This is a genomic window from Salmonirosea aquatica, from assembly GCF_009296315.1.
In the GTDB taxonomy this organism is placed as follows: domain Bacteria; phylum Bacteroidota; class Bacteroidia; order Cytophagales; family Spirosomataceae; genus Salmonirosea; species Salmonirosea aquatica.
Genome location: NZ_WHLY01000002.1, coordinates 4,117,700 through 4,140,660 on the forward strand (window position 1 = coordinate 4,117,700; position 22,961 = coordinate 4,140,660).

The 22,961-nt window shown below is 52.3% G+C and carries 17 protein-coding genes; 14 read left to right on the plus strand and 3 right to left on the minus strand.

Translation table 11 applies throughout. The features are described 5' to 3' along the window. Positions 1-96: 96 nt before the first annotated feature. The 9 genes from GBK04_RS18105 to GBK04_RS18145 all read left to right on the plus strand — a co-directional run bounded on the left by GBK04_RS18105 (position 97) and on the right by GBK04_RS18145 (position 11,034). The gene (locus GBK04_RS18105) at positions 97-1,641 is read left to right on the plus strand and encodes a tagaturonate reductase (protein WP_152762056.1); all 1,545 of its coding nucleotides are present in this window, start codon (positions 97-99) and stop codon (positions 1,639-1,641) included. A 102-nt stretch (positions 1,642-1,743) separates the two neighbouring features. Further along, positions 1,744-3,189: a glucuronate isomerase gene (uxaC, locus tag GBK04_RS18110; RefSeq protein WP_152762058.1), complete on the plus strand. Its 1,446-nt coding sequence runs from the start codon at positions 1,744-1,746 to the stop codon at positions 3,187-3,189. An 83-nt stretch (positions 3,190-3,272) separates the two neighbouring features. After that, positions 3,273-4,034, plus strand: a complete 762-nt coding sequence (locus GBK04_RS18115; RefSeq protein WP_152762060.1) for a rhamnogalacturonan acetylesterase — start codon at positions 3,273-3,275, stop codon at positions 4,032-4,034. 128 nt (positions 4,035-4,162) lie between these two features. Then, on the plus strand, positions 4,163-5,146 hold the full coding sequence (locus GBK04_RS18120) for an alpha/beta fold hydrolase (RefSeq protein ID WP_152762062.1): 984 nt from the start codon (positions 4,163-4,165) through the stop codon (positions 5,144-5,146). Between the two features lie 235 nt (positions 5,147-5,381). Next, positions 5,382-5,711, plus strand: a complete 330-nt coding sequence (locus GBK04_RS18125; protein ID WP_152762064.1) for a PadR family transcriptional regulator — start codon at positions 5,382-5,384, stop codon at positions 5,709-5,711. A gap of 1 nt (position 5,712) precedes the next feature. Then, entirely contained in the window at positions 5,713-8,361 is a 2,649-nt protein-coding gene (locus GBK04_RS18130) for an ABC transporter permease (protein ID WP_373331090.1), read from the plus strand. A 259-nt stretch (positions 8,362-8,620) separates the two neighbouring features. Continuing rightward, positions 8,621-9,700: an MBL fold metallo-hydrolase gene (locus GBK04_RS18135; RefSeq protein WP_152762066.1), complete on the plus strand. Its 1,080-nt coding sequence runs from the start codon at positions 8,621-8,623 to the stop codon at positions 9,698-9,700. A 231-nt stretch (positions 9,701-9,931) separates the two neighbouring features. Beyond that, the gene (locus tag GBK04_RS18140; protein WP_152762068.1) at positions 9,932-10,117 is read left to right on the plus strand and encodes a hypothetical protein; all 186 of its coding nucleotides are present in this window, start codon (positions 9,932-9,934) and stop codon (positions 10,115-10,117) included. Between the two features lie 44 nt (positions 10,118-10,161). Next, the gene (locus tag GBK04_RS18145; protein ID WP_152762070.1) at positions 10,162-11,034 is read left to right on the plus strand and encodes an aldo/keto reductase; all 873 of its coding nucleotides are present in this window, start codon (positions 10,162-10,164) and stop codon (positions 11,032-11,034) included. A gap of 99 nt (positions 11,035-11,133) precedes the next feature. Here the strand turns inward: GBK04_RS18145 and GBK04_RS18150 are convergent, their stop codons facing one another. The 3 genes from GBK04_RS18150 to GBK04_RS18160 all read right to left on the minus strand — a co-directional run bounded on the left by GBK04_RS18150 (position 11,134) and on the right by GBK04_RS18160 (position 16,046). Further along, complete coding sequence (locus GBK04_RS18150; RefSeq protein WP_152762072.1) at positions 11,134-11,577, minus strand: DUF4920 domain-containing protein; 444 nt, start codon at positions 11,575-11,577, stop codon at positions 11,134-11,136. A gap of 89 nt (positions 11,578-11,666) precedes the next feature. Beyond that, complete coding sequence (locus tag GBK04_RS18155) at positions 11,667-15,374, minus strand: DUF7948 domain-containing protein (protein ID WP_152762074.1); 3,708 nt, start codon at positions 15,372-15,374, stop codon at positions 11,667-11,669. A 51-nt stretch (positions 15,375-15,425) separates the two neighbouring features. Beyond that, a complete protein-coding gene (locus GBK04_RS18160; protein ID WP_373331091.1) occupies positions 15,426-16,046 on the minus strand; it encodes an ABC transporter ATP-binding protein in 621 nt (206 codons plus the stop codon). 197 nt (positions 16,047-16,243) lie between these two features. Here GBK04_RS18160 and GBK04_RS18165 point away from each other — a divergent pair, with 197 nt between their 5' ends. The 5 genes from GBK04_RS18165 to GBK04_RS18185 all read left to right on the plus strand — a co-directional run bounded on the left by GBK04_RS18165 (position 16,244) and on the right by GBK04_RS18185 (position 22,952). Then, positions 16,244-17,692: an amidohydrolase gene (locus tag GBK04_RS18165; protein ID WP_152762078.1), complete on the plus strand. Its 1,449-nt coding sequence runs from the start codon at positions 16,244-16,246 to the stop codon at positions 17,690-17,692. Positions 17,693-17,737: 45 nt separating this feature from the next. Beyond that, positions 17,738-18,697, plus strand: a complete 960-nt coding sequence (locus GBK04_RS18170) for a hypothetical protein (RefSeq protein WP_152762080.1) — start codon at positions 17,738-17,740, stop codon at positions 18,695-18,697. 97 nt (positions 18,698-18,794) lie between these two features. Next, positions 18,795-19,667 (plus strand): 5-dehydro-4-deoxy-D-glucuronate isomerase, encoded by an 873-nt coding sequence (gene kduI / locus GBK04_RS18175; RefSeq protein WP_152762082.1) that lies wholly within the window; start codon positions 18,795-18,797, stop codon positions 19,665-19,667. 30 nt (positions 19,668-19,697) lie between these two features. Beyond that, the gene (locus GBK04_RS18180; RefSeq protein ID WP_152762084.1) at positions 19,698-20,732 is read left to right on the plus strand and encodes a GntR family transcriptional regulator; all 1,035 of its coding nucleotides are present in this window, start codon (positions 19,698-19,700) and stop codon (positions 20,730-20,732) included. Positions 20,733-20,849: 117 nt separating this feature from the next. Continuing rightward, positions 20,850-22,952, plus strand: a complete 2,103-nt coding sequence (locus GBK04_RS18185; protein ID WP_152762086.1) for a bifunctional aldolase/short-chain dehydrogenase — start codon at positions 20,850-20,852, stop codon at positions 22,950-22,952. Positions 22,953-22,961: the final 9 nt, after the last annotated feature.

The window sequence follows — 22,961 nt, forward strand, 5'->3', positions numbered from 1 at the left end:
CCGATGACGTTTGCGCGAATAAATTATGATACCTACCTATCCCGCTCACTTACTTGTGTGACGAGCATAATCACCTGACCCCCGTAACCATTCCCTATGCCTTTTTCATCTGCCCAATTACTTCCTCTGCTTTCCGCCCAAACCGGTACCCTCGGGCTACAGCCCTTGCCGGAGCGGGTACTCCAGTTCGGAACGGGCGTGCTGCTGCGCGGATTGCCCGACTATTTGATCGATAAGGCCAATCGACGGGGTTTTTTCAATGGCCGCATCGTCGTTGTTAAATCGACCGAAGGGGGCGATCTCGAGGCCTTCCGTCGACAGGACAATCTCTATACGCTCTGTATCCGAGGCATCAGGGACAAACAACTTATCGAGGAAAACGTCGTCTGTTCAGCCATTAGCCGCGTGCTGTCGGCCAGCCAACAGTGGGACGAGGTGATGCGGGTAGCCACCAGTCCCGATCTGCAGATTGTGATTTCCAATACTACTGAGATAGGTATTCAGTTGGTGAATGAAGACATCCTACAGACCGTACCCCAGTCTTTTCCAGGCAAACTGCTGGCCGTACTTTACGCGCGGTACCAGGCGTTCGAGGGTGATCCTGCCAAAGGACTGGTGATCGTTCCGACGGAACTCCTGCCTGACAATGGTACCAAACTCGAAGCGATTCTGCTTGAACTTGCGCACCGCAACGGTCTGGAAGGCGAGTTTCTCGATTGGCTCGAAACGGCCAATATCTGCTGCAACTCCCTGGTAGACCGCATTGTGCCGGGTGAGCCGGAACCGGCGATGTATGAATCGCTGACGGCGCAACTAGGGTACCAGGACGACTTGATGACCATAGCGGAGGCGTACCGCCTGTGGGCTATTGAGGTACCCCCCCATGCGGACATGGAGCGGATAAAGCAGGTACTGTCTTTCCATCAGGCTGATGAAAACGTTCGTATCCAGCCTGATATCAATCGCTTCCGTGAACTGAAAATTCGGTTGCTCAACGGTTCGCATACGCTGAGCTGTGGGTTGGCCTTTCTGTGTGGATTCGATACGGTCGGCGAAGCGATGGCCGACAAGCGAATGGCCGCATTTATCAGCGGGCTTCTGCTGGCCGAACTGATTCCGGGAATGCCGGACGTAGACGAAAAAGCAGCCCAACGGTTCGCGCTTCAGGTACTGGACCGATACCGGAATCCTTATATTGAACATCGCTGGCTGGATATCACGCTTCAGTACTCCATGAAGATGCAGCTTCGGAATGTGCAGACCCTTGTCAGGTATTATCAGAGGGAAAATATTGCCAGCCGGCCGGTCGGGTCGCGGTACATGGCCTTCGGTTTTGCGGGGTATCTGTTATTTATGCGGGCAACCACCCGGCAGGATGGTGTATTGTGCGGCGAACGGAATGGTGAGAAGTACCCGATTCATGATTCACGAGCGCCCTATTTTGCCGATCTATGGGCCCGGCTGCCTCCCTCTGCCCTTACACAAACGGTCCTTCAAAACACAAATCTTTGGGGACAGGATTTGAGCCTCCTACCCGGGTTTGCCGATGCTGTGACTGGCTACCTGACCCAACTGGTAGATCACGGAGCCCTGGCGACACTCGGCACCCAGTTTGTTCATTATGGAGTCGCAGCCAATTGAAAATACACCTCGAAAACTCCACTGGGCTCGTCCTCCTTTCTGTGAAGAAATAATAGTATATAGAATTAAGAATAGCCTATTTTCCATCATCTCCCTATTCCAATGAAAAAAACCTTTTTGAATGATGATTTTTTGCTGCAAACCGAAACGGCACAGCACCTCTATGAAACGTTTGCCAAACCAATGCCGATTATCGACTACCATTGCCATCTGCCTCCCACCCAGATTGCCGATGATCATACGTTTGACAACCTCACCCAAATCTGGCTCTATGGAGATCATTACAAATGGCGGGCCATGCGTACCAACGGCGTGGACGAAAAGTACTGTACGGGCAATCAACCGGATTTTGCCAAATTCCAAAAATGGGCCGAAACCGTACCCTATACCGTCCGGAATCCGCTCTACCACTGGACCCATCTCGAATTGCAGCGGTATTTTGGCATTACTGAAATACTGCACGGCCAGAACGCCCGGCGTATTTACGATGCTTGCACCGAACAACTGCAATCACCCGATTTTTCGGTCAGAAACCTGCTGCGCCGGATGAATGTAGAGGCCGTCTGTACTACCGACGATCCGGTTGACTCACTGGAACACCACCAAAGGTTGTCGGACGATGGGTTTGAGATTGGGGTACTGCCTACTTTCCGGCCCGATAAGGCCATGGCCGTAGAAGATGCGGCGGCTTTCAATGCGTATGTCGATCGGCTCGAAGAAGCCAGCAACGTAGCGATCGGTGGTTTTGACGATTTTATGACAGCTCTGCGCCAGCGACACGATTATTTCGCGGAGATGGGCTGCAAGCTCTCCGATCATGGTTTGGAGCAGATTTACGCCGACGACTACACCGAAGCCGAAATCCATGCCATTTTTGACAAACTCCGGGCGAGCCAGCCGGGTACCGGAGGGGTATTGACCGGGGCGGAGGTACAGAAATTCAAATCGGCGATGCTGGTGTACCTGGCCGAGATGGATTGGGAAAAAGGCTGGACCCAGCAGTTTCATCTCGGTGCCCTGCGTAACAACAACTCGCGGATGCTGCGGCAACTCGGCCCCGATACGGGCTGGGACAGTATCGGGGACTTTTCCCAGGCCCGCGCCTTGGCTCGTTTTCTTGACCGCCTGGATACGAATGACAAATTGGCGAAGACAATACTGTACAATCTGAATCCTGGTGATAATGAGCTGCTGGCTACCATGATCGGCAACTTCAATGACGGCTCCGTCGCGGGTAAGCTTCAGTTTGGATCGGGCTGGTGGTTTCTGGATCAGAAGGACGGCATGGAGCGGCAGCTGAACGCCCTGTCGAATATGGGGCTGCTAAGTCGGTTTGTGGGTATGTTGACTGACTCCCGTAGTTTTCTGAGCTACCCTCGTCACGAATATTTCCGCCGCATTATCTGCAACCTGTTCGGCAACGACATCGAAAACGGTGAACTCCCCGACGATCTTAATTGGATGGGGAAGGTCGTACAGAACATCTGCTATGGCAATGCCAAAGCCTATTTCGGTTTCAGCCCCCAGCCCGCTACCGTAGGTTTTTAATCTACTCGTTAGCCAGCATTGGCTTTATTAGCGGCATCTTTCAGAATCTGATGTACCCCTCATATACGCAAACCCTTGAACTCATGACCCAATCTGCATTTTCCAGAAGTGTCGCCTGTGTTGGCTTATTCTTGCTGCTGGCCTTCACATTTCCGCCTGAAAAAATCACCGTGTACCTCATCGGTGATTCGACCATGTCGATCAAAGCCGAAAAAGCCTACCCCGAAACGGGCTGGGGAATGCCATTCGTTCATTTTTTTGATGAGCAGGTTACGGTCGATAACCGGGCGATGAACGGACGAAGTACCCGTACCTTCATCGAAGAAAACCGCTGGCAGCCCGTAGCCGACCATCTGCACGAGGGCGATTACGTACTGATCCAGTTTGGGCATAATGATGAGGTAAGTACCAAAAAGAGCTATACTCCGGAGGTTGAATTTCGGCAAAACCTGGTTCGATTCATTGAGGAAAGCCGGGCAAAAAAAGCCCATCCCGTACTCATCACGCCCGTTGCCCGCCGCCAATTCGACGAAAAAGGGAAAATTCAGGAAACCCACGCGGTATATTCTGAACTCACGCGGGCAGTGGCGCGTGAAACTAACGTACCGCTTATTGATCTGGATCGGCAGAGTCAGGAGCTGCTTCAAAGCTTCGGCCCCGAAACTTCAAAGTTGCTATTTCTGCAACTCGCACCGGGTGAGCATCCCAATTACCCGAACGGTAAAGTAGACAATACGCATTTCAGCGAACTTGGCGCCCGAAAAATGGCACAGTTGGTGCTGGCTTCCATCAAAACGCTCAAATTGGATCTGGCCGACCACATCGTGCAGCCCAAAACCAACTAAGGCCATGTCAGGGCTTCTGATCTTTATCTAATTCGGCTGGCTCTAGGTACCGTTGCACAGGTACCCCCGGCCACCGTAACATAGGGCGACGGCGCATTAGATAGGAAGGCAAACAGAAATAAAAGTCAATGAGAAAGACGATACTTTTGCTGGTAGGTACCCTGTTCGTTACGGCTACCTATGCGCAGCTAAGCCCCACCGGAGGGCGCGATACGAGCTTCACGGTTCGGAAGTCTTTTGTACAAGAAAAAAAACGGTACCCTGAAATAACCTTGGCCGATTCCACCCTGCCGCCTGGGGTCAGGATTGACAAAAACATACCGTACAGTACTCCCATGCCTGGTCGGGATCTGGTTCTGGATGTATATACCCCGCCACAAGGTACCCTCCGGTCCCGTCCGGCTATTCTGATGATTCACGGCGGTGGATGGCGATCGGGCGACCGCTCACACAATTACCCGCTGGCGGCGCAGTTGGCAGCCCGCGGGTTTGTGACCGTACCCATAGAGTACCGCCTGTCGACGGAAGCCCTGTACCCGGCTGCCGTACATGACCTGAAAGCGGCGGTTCGCTGGCTCCGTACCCATGCCACAACGTATGGCATCGACACGAGCCGGATTGCCGTATTGGGTTTTTCGGCGGGAGGGCAGTTGGCTGCCCTCATCGGCAGCACCAACCACAACCCGGCCTTCGAAGGGGTAGGGGACAATCCAAGCCCGACGAGTACGGTACAGGCGGTAGTCGATATTGATGGTATATTGGCATTCATCCATCCCGAATCGGGCGAGGGTGATGATTTAAGGCATATATCGGCGGCTACGTACTGGTTTGGGTATAGCAAAACCGAAAAACCTGACTTGTGGCGGGAAGCTTCAGCCCTCACCCATGCCGATCGGAATATGCCTCCCATTCTGTTCATCAATAGCGGGGTAGATCGGATGCACGCCGGGCGGGACGACTTAATTACGAGCTTGGACAAGCTAGGTATCTATTCAGAGGTACATGCCTTTCCCGACGCGCCCCACACTTTTTTGTTTTTCAATCCCTGGTTTTCTCCCACGGTCACCTACATCACTGACTTTCTGCACCGCGTTTTTAACGCTCACAAGTAGATAGGTACCTTCCCGCAGAAAGCCACCGGGTAGGAAATCTCCTACGAATCTTGGAACTCCTCACCAGCCGTTCAAATCTGGACGGCGAAATGTTCGGAAACGGACGATTTAAAATCCTTCAATTTACAAAAAGGCCATTTTTGAGCCTTAGAAGCCGGTGAATTATACTGGCATCGGATTTGCTATGCAAAAGAGAAAGAAATACTATACCTTCTGGAATTAATAATCCCGATCGATGAAAGGTACCCAATTGGGCGAGTTCGAAGAGATCGTTTTGCTAACGATCGCGCTGTGCTACGATGAAGCCTATAGCGTGGCGGTTATGGAAGAATTAAGTCAACGCCTGGAGCGGCCCATGAGCCTGGGGGCGGTACATCGGGCTATGCAGCGGCTGGAAGAAAAAGGGCTCGTGCAATCCCGCTTGGGCGAGGCTACCGCGGAACGTGGGGGGCGTCGCAAACGCTTGTTCACGGTGACTATGGCGGGAGAACAATCGCTGCGGGAAGCGCGGCGGATCCGGAATGAATTGTGGGAGGGTATTCCTAAAACTGCTTTTGGAATCTGAGATGAATCGAAAGAATAAAATCAATTCACAGCCGCCGCGCTGGGCGGAGCGCCTGCTAGGCCGAATCGCAGCCCCACACCACCGCGAAGAAATTCTGGGTGACCTGTATGAATTATTCCACAAGCGAGGTCAGCGATACGGCTATACAAAAGCCCGCCTGTTATATGTGCTGGAAATGGTGTTGCTCCTACATCCCCGGCTGTGGCGCAATACTTCCCGATCCACCCATTTAGATAGCAAATTCATTTTTGATTCACAATCAAACCCTACAGCCATGTTCAATAATCATCTAAAGGTTGCTTTCAGAAAAATCAGTCGCCACAAATCCTATACTCTAATCAATGCGGTCAGTCTAAGTCTGGGTATTGCCTGTGCCATTCTGATTTTTACGCTCGTGAAATACCATCTGAGCTTTGACGATTTTCATGCCGATCAAAACCGCATTTATCGTATTTATACCGAGTTTCATGGGGAAAAAGTCACCTACAATACGGGGGTACCCAATCCGCTGGGTGAGGCCTTCCGAGGCGGGTACAATGCCGCGGAAGAAGTAGGTCGAATCGCTTTTCTGCCCAAACGGGTCGTTTCGGTATCGCCGGAGAAAAAATTTGAAGAAGATATCGCGTTCGCCGATCCGGAGTTTCTGAGCATTTTCAATTTTCCGTTGATACAGGGTAATCCGAAAACCGCTCTTCAGGACCGTAATACCGTCCTCATTACCGATGAAATCGCTAAAAAATATTTCGGAACTCAGGATCCGGTCGGTCAACTATTGCGTGTCGATGATTCTTTACTGGTGAGAATAACGGGGGTACTTCAAGACCTACCACCCAACACCGACTTTCGTTCTCAAATCTATATTCCTTTCAGCAATTTGCAAGATCACAGCCCCTGGATGGTCGAAAAGGACTGGTGGTTCAGTGTCAATAAAGAGATGCAGTGTTTTGTCCGGTTAAAACCCGGCATATCGGCGGCCTCAGTGAACAAGACAATTCTTCCGGCGATTTCTAATACGTATTACGATAAGGAACCAGCCCAATATTTTCAATTCAGACTGCAGCCCCTTTCGGACGTCCATTTCAACCCGGAGCTACGCGGGAAGACCGATAAGAAGAACCTCAGGACGTTTGCATGGATCGGCTTTTTCCTGATCCTGACGGCCTGTGTCAATTTCATCAACCTGGCTACAGCGCAGGCGATCGGTCGTTCCCGGGAGATTGGCGTCCGAAAAGCCCTGGGTAGTAGGCGCGCCCCGCTTTTCTGGCAATTTATCACCGAAACGGCAGTCATAGCGGGCCTGGCCATGGTTGTCGCTCTGGGACTGGCCTATCTGGCCCTGCCTTTTGTCAATGGGTGGTTTGAAATTGATCTGACCCTCAATCTGCTGACTGACAGGTACCTGCTCGCCTTTTTATCGGTTCTGCTGTTGCTCGTGGTTTTCTTTTCCGGGGCTTATCCCGGACTCATCCTCGCTCGTTTTCAGCCCCTACTGGCGCTGAAAGGGATGCCCGCCCAGCGGTCGGCAGGAGGCTTTTCGTTGCGGAAAGGGCTGGTCGTCGGTCAGTTTGCCATCTCACAACTCCTCATCATCGGCACGCTAATCATTACTACCCAGTTGCGCTATTCACAGCAGGCTGATATGGGTTTCCAGAAAGATGCCATTGTCATTCTGCCGGTACCTGATAACCAAAAATCAAAACTCAGTGCGCTGGGTGCCGAGTTCTCTGAGTTGTCGGGGGTTGAAAATGCGACGTTTTTTGATACCCCTCCCGCCTCCGAAGCCGTAGGAAGTACCAGTATCCGCTTTGATTCGCGGCCGGAAGCCGAAGATTTTTCCATTGCCATCAAGTCCGCCGATCACCAGTATGTCCCAACGTTCAAAATTCCCATTCTGGCTGGGCGCAATCTGAATCCCTCGGACACGATTCGCGAATACCTACTGAATGAAACGGCCGTGAAGGCACTCCGGCTAGCCTCCCTGGACGATGTGCTCGGGAAGCCAGCCACGATTAATGGCCGGCCGGGTACCATTGTCGGGGTTATGAAAGACTTCCATTTCCAATCGTTTCGTGCCGCCATCGAGCCATTGTGCCTCACGACCCGGAGCGAGAGTTACGGCAGTTGCGGGATAAATGTGAACCTGGCGAATCTGGGACCTACCCTGGCGGGACTTGAAAAAGTATGGACGACCCTATACCCGTCTTCCATTTTTACGTACCGTTTTATGGATGAGGAAATCGGGCGGTTCTATAAACTGGACAATATGTTGCTTCGGCTCATTCAGGCGTTTACAGGCATTGCGATTTTTGTAGGTTGCCTGGGTTTGTATGGATTGGTTTCGTTCATGGCCGCGCAGAAAACCAAAGAAATAGGGGTGCGCAAGGTGCTGGGAGCGAGCAATCCGAGCATCCTGTGGCTATTCGGCAAAGAATTTATTCGACTGCTGCTGATCGCTTTTGCCTTAGCGGCTCCTCTGGCTTGGTGGGTAATGGAAGGTTGGCTGAATAAATTCGTATACCGGGTTGAACCCGGCGCGGGCATTTTTATCCTGGCAATCGTAATCACCCTGTTTGTGGCCTTACTCACCGTCGGTTTTCGGAGTCTGAAGGCTTCGCGGGCCAATCCCATCAAAGCCTTACGTTCGGAATAAACGGGTTATGCCTATTCTCCGGACGTTTCCAGACGTCTAAGTTGCGTACTGAATCTTGACTATATGTGGGTAGGTTGGACAGGTATGAAACGAATTTTTGGGAGAGATACCTTCAGGAAAAGGGTAGGTACGGGGCAAATATTAGCTGCGTAGCGAATACTCTAAATCCGGATGCTATTCAACGATTAGTCGGTTTTGAATTATAAGAAGGCGCGTTGAGTTAGGAAGAAAGACGAAACCTATTTCTGCTTAATCTCCTATGCTATTTCTTATTTTAATAATCTTTATTGCCCTCGGCATCTGGTTTTTTCTCCAACAGCCCCAATTTGGCAAGGTACCTGCCGCCGCCCGGCTCGAACGTATTCGAAAAGCCTCAAATTACCGCGAGGGTACCTTTCATAACCTTAGTGCTACTCCTGTCATGTCGGAGGACGTCTCCATGTGGAAGGCGTTTGTTGATTTTCTGAAGCCCGGCAAGGATCGCCAGCCCGATAAACCTTTACCCTCGGTACATACCAACCTGAAAACCCTACCCACGGATGAGCCGGTGCTGGTATGGTTTGGACATTCTTCTTATTTGCTGATCGTAGCGGGCAGGAAAATTCTGGTAGATCCGGTGTTTAGTGGCCATGCCTCGCCGGTTTCTTTTTTTGGAAAAAACTATCCCGGTAGTAATATATACTCGGTCGATGACATGCCCGAGATCGATGTGCTGCTCCTGACGCATGACCATTACGACCATCTAGATTATCCAACCATCAATCGCTTGCGTCCCAAAGTGAAGCAGGTGGTTACGTCGTTGGGAGTAGGGGCGCACCTGGAAGGCTGGGGTTACGACCCGGGAATGATTCAGGAACTGGCCTGGCACGAAGATGTCACAGTAGCTGGGGTACTGAATTTTACGGCATGGCCCGCGCGGCATTTTTCGGGTCGCCTTTTCAAGCGTGGCCAAACGCTTTGGTCGTCGTTTGTATTACAAACCCCCGGCCATGCCTTTTACCTGGGCGGCGATTCGGGCTACGACACACATTTCAAGGAGATCGGTGATCAGTATGGGCCGTTCGATCTTGCAATTCTGGAATGCGGGCAATACAACGACAATTGGCGCTACATCCACATGATGCCCGAACAGACCGCTCAGGCGGCCGTAGATCTGCGGGCCAAAATGCTGCTACCTGTCCACTGGGGCAAATTTACGCTCGCTTTGCACCCCTGGTATGAGCCTATCGAGCGGGTTACGGCCAAGGCCGGAGAGCTGAAGGTACCCCTGGTTACGCCCCGGATTGGTGAACCGCTTCTACTTTCCGGACCACCCCTGACCGCTCCCTGGTGGAGGTGATATCCGCCCGCCGCCACTAGCCGCCTGCTATTTCTCCCCGCGTACGTCCATGCAATAAATGTTGACTGATTTTCCCAGTTTTGGGGAGGGATAAATCCGTTTAGGGCAAAGAATGTGAGTACCTGCCCCAGATTCAGGTCGATTGGTGGGATGGAGGCGTGATGGCATAGAAATTTTGCGAAGTTTAGGAAATTTATTCCTAACACCAATATTATAAAACTCCGCAGAGACATGGAACGGAAAAAGCAAAGAAAGTTAAAGGTAGGGGTGTATCGTTTCTGGATCGAATACAAACAGTTTTTTGAGGGAGAATCAACCCGGCGGATGCGAAAGCGGGCCCGGCAGCGACGACTGGAAACGGGTAGTTTTTCTAAGCTGGGAATTTTCAATGCGATGTTCCTGGCGGGGATATACTGAAAAGGGCATAGTTCCTTTTCTGAATGAAATAGAATTTTAAAGCCATGAATCATAAAGAGGTAGGTGCGGGCCAGGCAGGCACGTTCAGAATTGGAGGAAAATTTAAAATAAATCGCCTGGGGTACGGTGCCATGCGCATCACAGGAGGGGGAATTTGGGGGCCACCGGATCATAAAAACGAAGCCTTGCGCTTGTTGCGCGGTTTGCCCGATCTGGGGGTCAACTTTATCGATACTGCCGACAGCTACGGCCCTAACGTTTCGGAGGAGTTGATCGCGCAGGCGCTGCATCCCTATCCGAGCGGAATGCTGATTGCCACCAAGGGTGGACTGACGCGTCCCGGTCCCAATCAATGGAAACCCAATGGCGATCCCGCCTACCTGCGTTCGTGCCTGGAGGGTAGCTTAAAACGCCTTAAGGTTGATTGCATCGATTTATATCAGCTCCACCGCATCGATAGCCATGTACCCCTGGAAGATAGTCTGGGCGCTTTGAAAAAAGCCCAGGAGGAGGGGCTGATCCGGTACATTGGGCTTTCCGAAGTCAGTGTCGATCAACTTGAAAAGGCTGCCGGCATTGTGGACGTTGTTTCGGTGCAAAATATGTACAATCCCACCGAGCGCCGCTGGGAAGGTACCCTGAAGTGGTGCGAAACCCACAACGTAGGGTTCATCCCCTGGTATCCGTTGTCGGCGGGGAGTATCAATAGCCAGAAACTAATTGCCAAAGTCGCAAAAAAACATGATGCTACGGCTTTTCAAGTAGCCCTGGCGTGGCTGTTGCAGCATTCGAACGTCATGTTGCCGATTCCGGGTACCTCTTCGTTAGCGCACCTCGAGGAAAATGTAGGGGCTGCCTCCTTGAATCTGAACGAGGAGGATATACAGCAGTTGGATGCACTCGAAAAATCAGAATAAACCAGTGTGATCATATCAATTGGCCTACCAAAAAGCCCGCTTTCTCGACGAGAAAGCGGGCTTTTTGATTGTGGGGGGTACCTTCCAGAAGAAGGGTACCTATTTAACGATCACACCATCAGCTACGAAGGCAAGTTCGTTTTTCGGATCGGTGATTTTGGCAATTTCTTCTTTGCTTTTCCCGGCGTCCTCAGCGTAATGACGCAATTCGGCCACGGGGGTAGTTTTCTTTTCCGCTACCCCTTCTACGACAACCGTTTTGCCGGTAATATCCTTGGGCACGAAAAATCCATAGTCCTTAAAGGTCACACGCATGGTTTCGCCATTATCCAGTTTTACTTTCATCCAGCAGCCTTTGGCCTGGCACACCGACTCTACGGTACCCGTCACCTTGGCGTTCATGGTTTCCTTAGCGCCCATCCTGTCGGGAAGCTGAGAAGCGGCGATGGCTGATTTTTCATTGATTTTCTTACCGAAATTTTCCTGCGCTTTTGCCTGAAAAGTGAAAGCGAGACAGAGAAGCAATGCGATTAGATTTTTCATTTTGGAAATATTGGTTGAAGGTAATAATATGAAATAGCTTCCGAATGTATTCAAAATGTTGTTATAGGATATAAAGTTCAAAATAAATTCTACTCCAGAACCTGCACCCAACCCTTGCACCGGCTACCCTGCGGCGTGACGATTTCATAGAAATAGGTACCATTCGTGATGCTCTTCCCCCAGTTGTTCTGGTAGTCGCTGGCCTGAAAAACTTGCTTGCCCCAGCGGTTATACACCTGCAGTGAAGAATTGCTCACCGGCACCACGAATGTATCGTTTTTGCCATCGCCATTGGGCGTGATCACATTGGGCAGTACCAGGGGTGGCGCGGCGTTGAGCGTTTTGGCTACCGTTAAAGCGCAGCCCGCCTTGTTGTAGGCAGTCAGCGTGACCACATATTCCCCGGGGCGGTCGAAGGTGCGGTCTTTCACATCGTTGGTCGTCAGCATCGGTCCCGTGCCCATGTTCCATTCGTATCGGTCGGCATTTTGGGTGCGGTTGATGAATTGGTACTTTGTGGGTTCATTGCAGGCTTCCCCGGCTGTAGCAATGTCGAAAAGTGGTTCATAATTCCGTTCCACTGTTACCACTACCTGTTTCTCGGGTTTACAGCCATCGGCGTACTGCGCCTGTACGGTGTAGGTGGTGGTGTAGGCGGGCGAAACGCTGACCACCGGACCTAGGGTAGGATTGAGCGTGGAGTCGCCTTTCCACACAAATTGGGTAGCCGCGCCCGAGGCCCGAAGCTCTGTAGGTACCCCCGCACACACCAGCAGCGCGGGACTTACATTGAAGTCGGGTTTGTTGTCTTCTACGGTGATGGTGACGGTTTTTTTCGGTTTGCAACCGTCTCCATATTCTGCTTCTACGGTATAAGTGGTTGTAATGATGGGAGTGGCTGTTATTTTGTTTCCTACGCTATCGCTCAAAGTGGGGTCGGCCAGCCAGCGGTAGCGTGTGGCTCCACCCGAAGCCGTGAGTGGGGCCGATTGGCCGGGGCAGATCGTGGCGTCGGTACCCGCCAGAAAATCGGGCTTGCTGTCGTCGATCGTTACCTTCACTTTTTTGTTCACCACGCAGCCGAACGCGGCGTCTTTTATCTCGACATTGAACTCCGTCGTTTCTTTCACCTGAGCGGTAGGAGTGGCGCTCTTGGGGTTGTCCAGGCCCAGGGCGGGCGTCCAAGTGTACTCCGTGCCGCCTGATACTGACAAGGGTACGGGTACATCGTGGCAAACGGTTGTATCGCCTTTGGTGACCGTGTCGAGGCTTTTCACCACAATCTTGCGCGTAGCGACGTCCACTTTTTTACAGGTCAGGCGATTGAAGGCACGCAGGGTTACGGTATATTCCCCAGCATTTTCAAACGTGTATTCCGACTGGATTTCGTCCCGCGAAAAACCGCTGCCATTCACTTCCCAGATATAGTCTACCCCACCCAGACTGGTATTCAGGAAGTTGAGTTTGAGCGGAGCGCAGCCCTGTACTACATCTTTTTTGGTACCTTCATACACATCGAAATCGGCCTTCAGGCGGTCGATGTCGATCTTAAAGGCTGCATTGTTACAGTTGTCGCTCCGGTTGACCCGCGACCAGGCCTTGGGGGTAGTCGGAAAGCGGGTACCTCCGCAGGCGCAGATGGCGTGGTAAATCACACCATTTTTGTCGAAACGGCTCGTTCCGCCGTCTACATGGTCGCCTCGATCTTCAGCCGGGTTGGGCGGACTCACGCTACCGAAGAACGTCGAGTAGAGCAGTGTCTTGGCGCCGGCTTCCAGAATGGCAATGTAAAAATTGTTGCCATTGGTGGTACGTTGCAGGGCGTCTTCCGTGACGGCCATACCGTTGGTGCTGCTTTGGGTATTGTAGGCGGTGCGTACGTTCACGCTACCGCCCCAGCCGGCGATGTAGATATTGCCGCACTCGTTGACCAGAAAAGCCGTGGGTGAAATATCAGGGGTACCTTTCCTGGAACCGATCACCGTGGAAAAGAGCGATTTGGAAAGGGTAGGGTCGAGGGCATGCACAAACTGCCCGCTGTTGGCATTGCTGTACACGCCGTTGGTAATGGGGTAGTTGCCGCGGGTAAGGCCGAGGACATGGACATTTCCGCTCGGATCAAGATCGAGCAGGTAGGCCCCGTCGGCGGCATCGGTACCCAGGTAGCTAACCTGCTGGAACTGCTGGTTTTTGAAGCGCGCCACGTAGGCATCTTCGGAGCCTTTCAGCTGGTTCTGATAGGCTCCCGTCTGCACAGGTAGGTTGTTGCTTTGGGTGATACCCGTAATGTACACATCACCATCGGGCGTGGGCTTGATCGAAAAAGCGGCGTCGTAGGCCCCACCCCCGAAATAGGTACTCCATTGTAAGGTGGAAAGGTCGGGTGATAGCTGCGAGATGGTCGCATCCTGCCGCCCCTGCAAGGTAGATTGATAGGCGTTTTTCAGGGGGAAATTGGTGGAGTTGGTCGAGGAAACCACCAGCACGTTTTCATCTTTATCCAGTACGATCTCGCCCCGGAAGGTATCCCCGTAATTCCTGATTTGGACATTCTGCACGGTACTCAGCGCATCGTTACCACTGCCGCCCAGGTAGGTAGCGGCCAACAGTTGCTTGCCATCGGCACTAAGCCGGGCAATGTACATATCGCTGCCATTGGGCAGGTCGAGCCCGTCGATGGGCGTGATGCCCGCGCCTTTACCAAACGATCTTTGAAAAGCCGAACCCGTGGTGGCAAAATTGGGCGAAGAGGTAGTTCCATAAATGAAAAGCTCTCCCTTGGAATTAGTGATCAGACTATTGGGAATATCGGTACTGTTGCCGCCCAGAAAAGTCGAGTACATGAGCAGAGTACCATCATGACTGAACTTCATGATACCCGTATCGACCTGGCCGCCAAACTGCACCTGAAAGGCACCAATCGTTACGGGAAAATTAACTCCGAACACAGTACCACCCGAATACAAATCCCCCTGTGCGTCGTAGGTGGCCGTATGGCCCCAGTTGTCGGAGAGCGAGCCTGAATAGGTGGAAAAAATCAGTTCGGGATCAATCGTCAAATCGTGGGTACGGTCGTAACCGTTGGGCAAGGCAACCTGCACCTGCTTGCCCATGAGGGTGAAGCGGGCGTTGACTTCCCGGGTACGGCTATTGATTTCCTGAAAGGTATAGGGTTTGGCTTCCTTGAAAGAGCCGACGCTCGTTTTCACTTCAAGCTGTCCGGCCGAGTTTAGCAACAGTTCGTCTGAGCCATCGTAATCGAGCCCAATGCGGGAAGCATCCGCGCCGGGGTGGACGATAAACTCATACTTGATGGTGTACTCATGGGCATAGATCCGAAAATCAATTCCCGGATATAGATTCTTGTAGTATACCTCCCCGAAACCTTCGGCCTGACTGGCCCAGCGGCTGGGATCATTGCCAATGAAATAATTGTAGGAACTGCCATCGGGCCGGAGCCGCAAAAGCTGAGCATTGGGACTACTGCCCGCAAAATGTACCTCCACACCATGCGCCTTGATGAAAGTGGGAGAAGAAGCCAACCGGGCGCGGTCGTCGGTATCGGTCAGAGGCTGCGCCGCGTGGCGGGCCGAAAGTTCGCGCCCATCGTACAGCACATACACCAAAGACTGTTTTTTGAGAAAAAGAAAGCCGCCGGGGATCTCGGCGCGGAAAAGTACCTCCTGCTCCCATTGTCCCTTGTTTTGAATAAAACGCAACCCTTCGGCTGCCGCCATTCCCCCAAACCAAAGCCACACGATCCCGAGCAGACAAAGACGTTGTAAAAAATTGTTCATGCCAACGCAGTAAAAATATATCTCAAATCGTAAATTTTTTTGTAAAAGGTCCTACCTCTTGAACGCCGAAACGGAAATGATATTTTTGCAAAATTCATATTCCTGGGGTTGGTTGGAACCTAGCAACACCAGTTGATTATCGGTGAGCTTCACCACATTATCGAGGTACCATTTGGAGCCCGCCGCATCCAGATTCGAGGTGGGTTCGTCCAGTAGCACCACCGGAACATCCGACAAAAAAGCCAGTCCCAGCTTCACACGCTGCTTCATACCCGACGAATAGTGGCGCAATGCTTTGTTTCGGGCGTGGGAGAGCTGCACAAAATCCTCGAAATCGGCCGCCGAAAGTCCGTTTTTCAGAGGTTTGAATTTTTGGTGAAACACGACGGTTTCGCGCAGCGTGAATTCCTCGATCAGCTCCAGATAAGGCGCGGCCAGCACGATTTGCCGGTACCAGTCGTCGATATCCAGCTCTTTGCCAGCCATCTCGTAGTGAATTGTTCCTTCCGAAGGCGGCATGTTACCCATCAGCAGTTGGAGCAAGGTGGATTTGCCACTCCCGTTGGGACCCACCAGCGTGTAGCTTTCACCCGTCTCTAACAGCAGATTGACGCCTCGCACGATCCATTCCGATACAAACTTCTTACCTACCTCTTTTGCGGAAATTTTCACTAACAGATTGGATTCAAATAGTTGGAGATTGGTTGGAATTGAAATACTGGCCCTAGCCATTTCACATTTGCAAATCGAAGGTAATTTGCTGTTTTACAGAGTTCTAATAATTTTCAACTTTCAACTTTCCATTTTCAACTGAACAAATCTACACAGATTCCTTATTTTGGACGAGAAAACCTAAACGAACATCAAGAATGAATACGCAAAAACGAAACGGATTGTTGCTGGCAGCAGCGCTGTTGCTGAGTGGCGGCCTATGGGCTCAGAGTGCGCACGAGCGCATAGGCAAAGAATTGAATCAAAAGGAGGAGGCATACGGCGAAGCCGCCAAAACAATCTGGGACTACGCCGAGGTAGGCTACCAGGAAGATAAAAGCTCGGCGCTGTTGCAGGATATGCTCAGTAAGGAAGGCTTCAAAATCCAGAAAGGTGTCGCCGGGATTCCTACGGCTTTTGTGGCCAGTTTTGGCGAGGGCCAGCCCGTGATTGGTATCTTGGGCGAATACGATGCCTTGCCCGGTCTGTCGCAGGATGCCTGGCCCAGCCGCAAGGTACTTAAGGAGGGCGCGGCGGGCCATGCCTGTGGCCACCACCTGTTCGGGGTAGGGTCTGCCGCGGCGGCTATCGCGGTCAAGAACTGGATGGTAGCTACCAAGCAGAAAGGTACCGTCAAAGTATTCGGTACCCCCGCCGAAGAAGGGGGATCGGGCAAAGTATACATGGTACGCGCTGGCCTGTTCGACGATGTAGATGCCGTATTGCACTGGCATCCTTCGGATTCCAACAGCGCCAGTGCAGGTTCTTCTTTGGCCAATATTTCGGCCAAATTCCGCTTCTCAGGTATAGCTGCCCATGCTGCCGCCGCACCCGACCGTGGCCGCTCGGCACTGGATGGCGTGGAGGCGATGGATTACATGGTGAACATGATGCGCGAGCACGTACCTTCCGACGCACGGATTCACTACGTGATTACGCAGGGTGGCAAGGCGCCCAACGTGGTACCTGATTTTGCCGAAGTATACTACTACGTGCGGCATCCGAGCCGCGACGTGGTGCAGGATATGTGGGAGCGGATTGTAAAAGCCTCCGAGGGTGCCGCCCTGGGTACGGGTACCACCGTGAAGCACGAGATTATAGGCGGAGTGCACGAACTGCTGCCGCTGGAAACACTGGCCAAAGTGATGTACAAAAACCTTACCGAGGTAGGTGGGGTGAAGTACGACAACGCCGAAATGGATTTTGCCAAAAAAATGCAAACCTCTTTTGATGTGCCCGAAGACAAAAAGCCCGATCCGGCCAGCGCGGCCAAAATCCTTCCCTACGAATACGAGCGCGCGGGCATGGGTTCTACTGACGTCGGCGATGTGAGTTGGACAGTACCAACGGTAGGCCTGCGCACGGCCACCTGGGTACCCGGCACGGCGGCGCACAGCTGGCAGGCCGTGGCGGCCGGAGGTACCAGCATCGGCCGCAAGGGCATGATGGTAGCTGCCAAAACCATCGCGTACACAGCGGCGGATCTTTTCCAAAATCCCAAAGCCCTCAGCGAAGCCAAGGCTGAGCTCGACGAAAAACGCGGGAAGAAATTCAAATATGAGGCCTTGCTGGGTGATCGTCCACCGGCGCTGGATTACCGGAAATAGGAAAGGTCAACGGCACAGATGCTTCACATTTTTGAGTATTGTTGAATGAAAAATTGCTGCTTCGCGCTTCTTTTTCTTATGGCCTTTGGGCTGAGCGGTTGTAAACCGTCCCGGCCGAGTGGAGGAGAACAGTCAGGTACCCCACCGAAACAGCTGCTGTTGCGCGACGAAGGCTTGTCGCAACTCAGTTACGTAGATTTGGCTCATCCCGAAAAAAACTGGTACGTCCCCATCCCGAATGGTCGCGACCTGCAGCTGGTCGGTCGGGGGCGGGTACTGGTCGGTACCGGGGATGGCTACGAGGAACACGATATAAAAACGGGAAATAAGGTATCCGAATTGAACATATTCAAGGGTACCATCGCCGCCCGACGCTTGCGCAACGGCAACACTTTATTGACAGGATTGAACTGGCAGGGCAAGGAAGGCATTGTGCTGGTCGAGGTAGGTGAGGGCGGATCAGTCATAAAAACTATCAACTATCCGGGTTTCAGCTACGTCCGTCTGGTGCGAGAAACGGCTACGGATACCTTTCTGATCACTTCCGACGATACAGTCTTTGAGGGAAAATCCGATGGTACCATCATCTGGCGGGCCAAGTTGAATTACCCTAAAAAGGGACAACATGCCTGGCAGGCCGTGCGATTGGCTGATGGTCGTACTCTCGTAAGTGGGGGTTTCTCTGCCAATTTGCAGATTCTCGCCCCGGATGGTACCCTGAAAGATACCCTCGGTGGCCCGTCCGAGGTACATCCGTACTTCTACGCGGGTTTCCAAATCCTGAAAAGTGGCAACATCGTCGTGACCAACTGGCAAGGCCACGGCGAGGAAATGGGCGCGAAAGGTACCCAACTCCTCGAATATAGTCCTATGGGGCAGCTGGTTTGGTCGTGGCAGCAGGACCCGGCCAGATTCTCATCGATTCAGGGCGTCATCATACTGGATGGCCTGGACCTGGATCGTCCCCACGGAGAAGATAAGGATGGAAAACTGACTCCTTTTTAAGAACACTTCCAATAAAATGGAAGAATAGGTACCTTGCGACCGGGTCGCCGCCCGGAACCAATACCTATATTCCTAACCCATTTTCCTATAAACCAAAATGAGTGATAAGAACGACGTAAATACGGAGCAAAACATTTTCTTTGAGAGTCGTTACGCCAGTTCTCCCCATGAAGTCAAGGGCATGAACACCGAGCAGCTTCGGCAGAATTTTTTGATCGAAAACCTGTTCGTGGCCGATCAGTTCTGCTGGACGCTCTCCTTTTTTGATCGCTACCTCACCGGCGGCGTAATGCCTACCACCGGGTCGTTGGCTCTGGAAGCCCCCGAAGCCCTCAAAGCAGCCTATTTTCTGGAACGCCGCGAGTTGGGCATCATCAACGTGGGTGGTTCAGGCCTAGTCATAGCCGATGGGGTGGAGTATGAGCTGGCATACAAAGAAGCGCTTTACTTAGGGAAAGGTACCCGCGATATTCAGTTCTTGTCGCACGACAAAGGTACCCCCGCCAAATTTTACCTCAATTCAACTCCTGCCGGCCAGGCTTACCCGAGCCGGAAGATCGCGCGCACCGATGCTGAGGTGGTAGAAATGGGAAGCATGGAAACGGCCAACCACCGGATTATCAACAAGTTGATTGTGAATAGTATTCTGCCCACTAATCAACTGCAAATGGGCATGACCGAACTGAAAGCGGGCAGTGTCTGGAACACGATGCCGGCCCATACCCACGACCGTCGCATGGAAGTGTACTTTTATTTTGAGGTACCCGAAGGCCAGGCGGTGAGTCATTTCATGGGCCAGCCGCAGGAAACCCGACATCTATGGGTACAGAACGAACAGGCCGTGATTTCGCCCAACTGGTCCATCCATGCCGGGGCGGGTACCTCCAGCTATACGTTTATCTGGGGCATGGCGGGCGAAAATCTCGATTACGGCGATATGGATTTCTGCGCCATCAAGGATTTACGTTGACAGGAAGCCTGGATATTTCTTTCGCAAGCCATGTCTCTTTCCCAAAAAATACTCAGCACCATCCGGATCGACGAGTACTCGGCAACGCCCAAGTACCTCCAACTCAGCAACGCGATTCTGAAGGGAATCCAGACGGGTGTGATCGACAAGGGCGATGTGATGCCCTCGATCAATGAAATCAGCTTCGAGTTCGACATTTCCCGCGTGACGGCCGAGAAGGGATACAATCACCTCAAAAGCTTGGGGGTACTTAGCTCGGTACCCGGCAAAGGGTACTTCATCAAACAGACCGACCACAGCCAGCATTTGAAAGTGTTCCTGCTATTCAATAAGCTGAGTACCCACAAAAAAATCATTTATGATGCCTTCGTCGAGACCATCGGCGATAAGGCTGCCATCGATTTTTACATTTATAACAATGACTTCGGCCTCTTCAAGCGCCTGATTGAGCAGCGCAAGGATGAGTACACGCACTACGTGATCATTCCTCATTTTATAGAAGGCGAGGAAAAAGCCTACGAAGTGATCAACACGCTGCCCAAGGAGCAACTGATTATTTTGGACAAAATCATTCCGGGAATTAGTGGCGAGTTTGGGGCCGTATACCAGAATTTTGAGCGTGACATCTATACCTCCCTGGAAAAAGCCGCCGACGCGCTGGCCAAGTACCACACGCTAAACCTGATTTTCCCGGAAAATAGCTACGCACCCCGTGAAATCACCGAAGGTTTCATCAATTTTTGCCGCGACTACGCCTTCGATCACCGCATTATCGCGGATATTAGCCAGGAATTCATCCAGGAAAAACAGGCCTACATCAACATTATGGAGGATGATCTGGTGATTCTGATTGAGAAAATTATCCAGGAATCGCTGGTGATGGGGAAGGAAGTCGGAGTGGTTTCTTATAATGAAACACCCCTGAAAAGACTGCTGCTGAATGGCATCACGACCATGTCTACCGATTTCAAAGCGATGGGGCGTACGGCCGCTGAACTCATCTTGTCCAATTCAAAAGAGCACTACGAGAATCCTTTTTACCTCACAGTACGGGCATCGTTATAGGTACTTTTGAATTTGTGATTCTTAAGGCTTTAGCCTGGTGGGACAGCATAGGATGGTTAGGTTTAGGAGGCGAGGTACTTTTGTAAAAAGAACTCAGAACTCAGAACCAAGAACTCCATGAATCCTACCAAAACATTCAAGCACGTCAGTTATCTCTGGGACGAAGCCAAAGCCGCCGAACTGGCGGGCGACGAAGTGGCTTTGTTTCTGTACCGTTCCAATATATTAGGAGCCGACCTCCGTATCACGAATTATGGAGGAGGTAACACTAGTTGTAAAACCATCGAAAAAGACGTATTGACCGGCGAGCCCGCCGAGGTTATGTGGATCAAAGGCTCTGGCGGGGACATAGGTACCCTGACGCGCAAGGGAATCGCCGGACTCTATACCGAGCGGCTGCGTTCGTTGAAATCAATCTACCGCGGGCTCGAACATGAGGACGAAATGGTGGCCTTGTTTTACCATACACTTTATGATCTGGAAAGCGCGGCCCCATCCATCGACACGCCGCTGCACGGGATGTTGCCCTTCAAACATATCGACCACCTGCATCCCGACGCCCTCATCGCCATTGCCGCCGCCAAAGACAGCGAGGCGATTACCAAAGAGATCTGGGGCGATACCATGGGCTGGGTACCCTGGCAGCGGCCGGGCTTCGACCTGGGGTTGCAGCTGGAACGTTGCCTGAACGAAAATCCCGGCATCCGGGGCATTATCCTGGGTAGCCACGGACTGTTTACGTGGGGCGATACTTCGTACGAATGCTACGTGAATAGCCTGGAAGTTATCGAGCAGGCTTCGCAATATATCGAAGATCATCTGGGCAAAAAAGGACCGGTGTTCGGAGGCAAAAAAGTAATGGCCCTACCTGAGGCGGATCGTAAGAAAAAAGCCGCCCAACTAGCTCCGATTCTGCGCGGACTGTGTTCCAGCGAAAAGCGCATGATCGGACACTTTACCGACGACGAGCGGGTGCTCGAATTTGTGGGTAGCCACGATCTGGCCAAACTCGCGCCCTTAGGTACCTCCTGCCCCGACCACTTTCTGCGCACCAAGATTCAGCCCCTCGTGCTATCGCTGGAACCCAACGCCGACCTGAGCGATACCCAAAAAGTAAAGGAACAACTTACGGATGCATTTGAGGAATACCGCTTGCAATACAGGGGCTACTACCAGGCGCACAAACGCGACAACAGCCCGGCGGTGCGCGACCCCAATCCGGTCGTGATTCTGTATCCGGGGGTAGGTATGTTCACGTTTGCCAAAAACAAACAAACCGCCCGGGTAGCTGCTGAATTTTATATCAACGCCATCAATGTCATGCGCGGTGCCGAGGCGATTTCGGAATACACCGCCCTGCCGCGTCAGGAGGCTTTTGACATCGAGTATTGGCTGTTGGAAGAAGCCAAGTTGCAGCGGATGCCGAAAGAGCAGCCCTTGTCGCGCCGCGTGGCGATCGTGACGGGCGGTGGTGGTGGCATTGGCAAAGCAATTGCCGACAAACTGGCCGCCGAAGGTGCCAACGTGGTACTGACCGACATCGCCGAAGATCGCCTCATGGAAGCCAATGCTACCTACAAGCGCGACGTATCGATCTACGCCGCGGGCGACGTTACAAATCCGGATGCCGTAGAGGGTACCTTTGAGAAGGCTTGTCTGGAATTCGGCGGGGTCGATATCGTGGTACATTGCGCCGGACTAGCCATCTCGAAACCGCTGGAAGAAACCACGCAGAAAGATTGGGATATTTTGCAGGATGTGTTGGTCAAAGGCCAATTCCACATGGCGCAGTCGGGCGTAGCCGTCATGCGTAAGCAGGGCTTCGGTGGCGACATTATTAGTATTGCTTCCAAAAACGGTCTGGTCGCTGGCCCCAACAACGTGGCCTACGGGACCGCCAAAGCCGCCCAGCAACATATGGCCCGCCTGTTGGCCGCCGAGCTGGGACCGGAGAAAATCCGCGTCAACACCGTCAATCCTGATGGCGTGATTGTGGGTAGCAAAATCTGGGAAGGTGCCTGGGCCGAAGGCCGCGCCAAGGCGTACGGTATCAAGGTAGAAGACCTGCCTGCCCACTACGCCAAGCGCAACCTGATGAATGAGATCATCTATCCCGACGATATCGCCAACGGCGTATTTGCGCTGGTCGCCATATTGGATAAGAGCACCGGCAATATCATCAATGTAGACGGCGGAATGGCCAATGCCTTTGTGCGGTAGAATTAATCA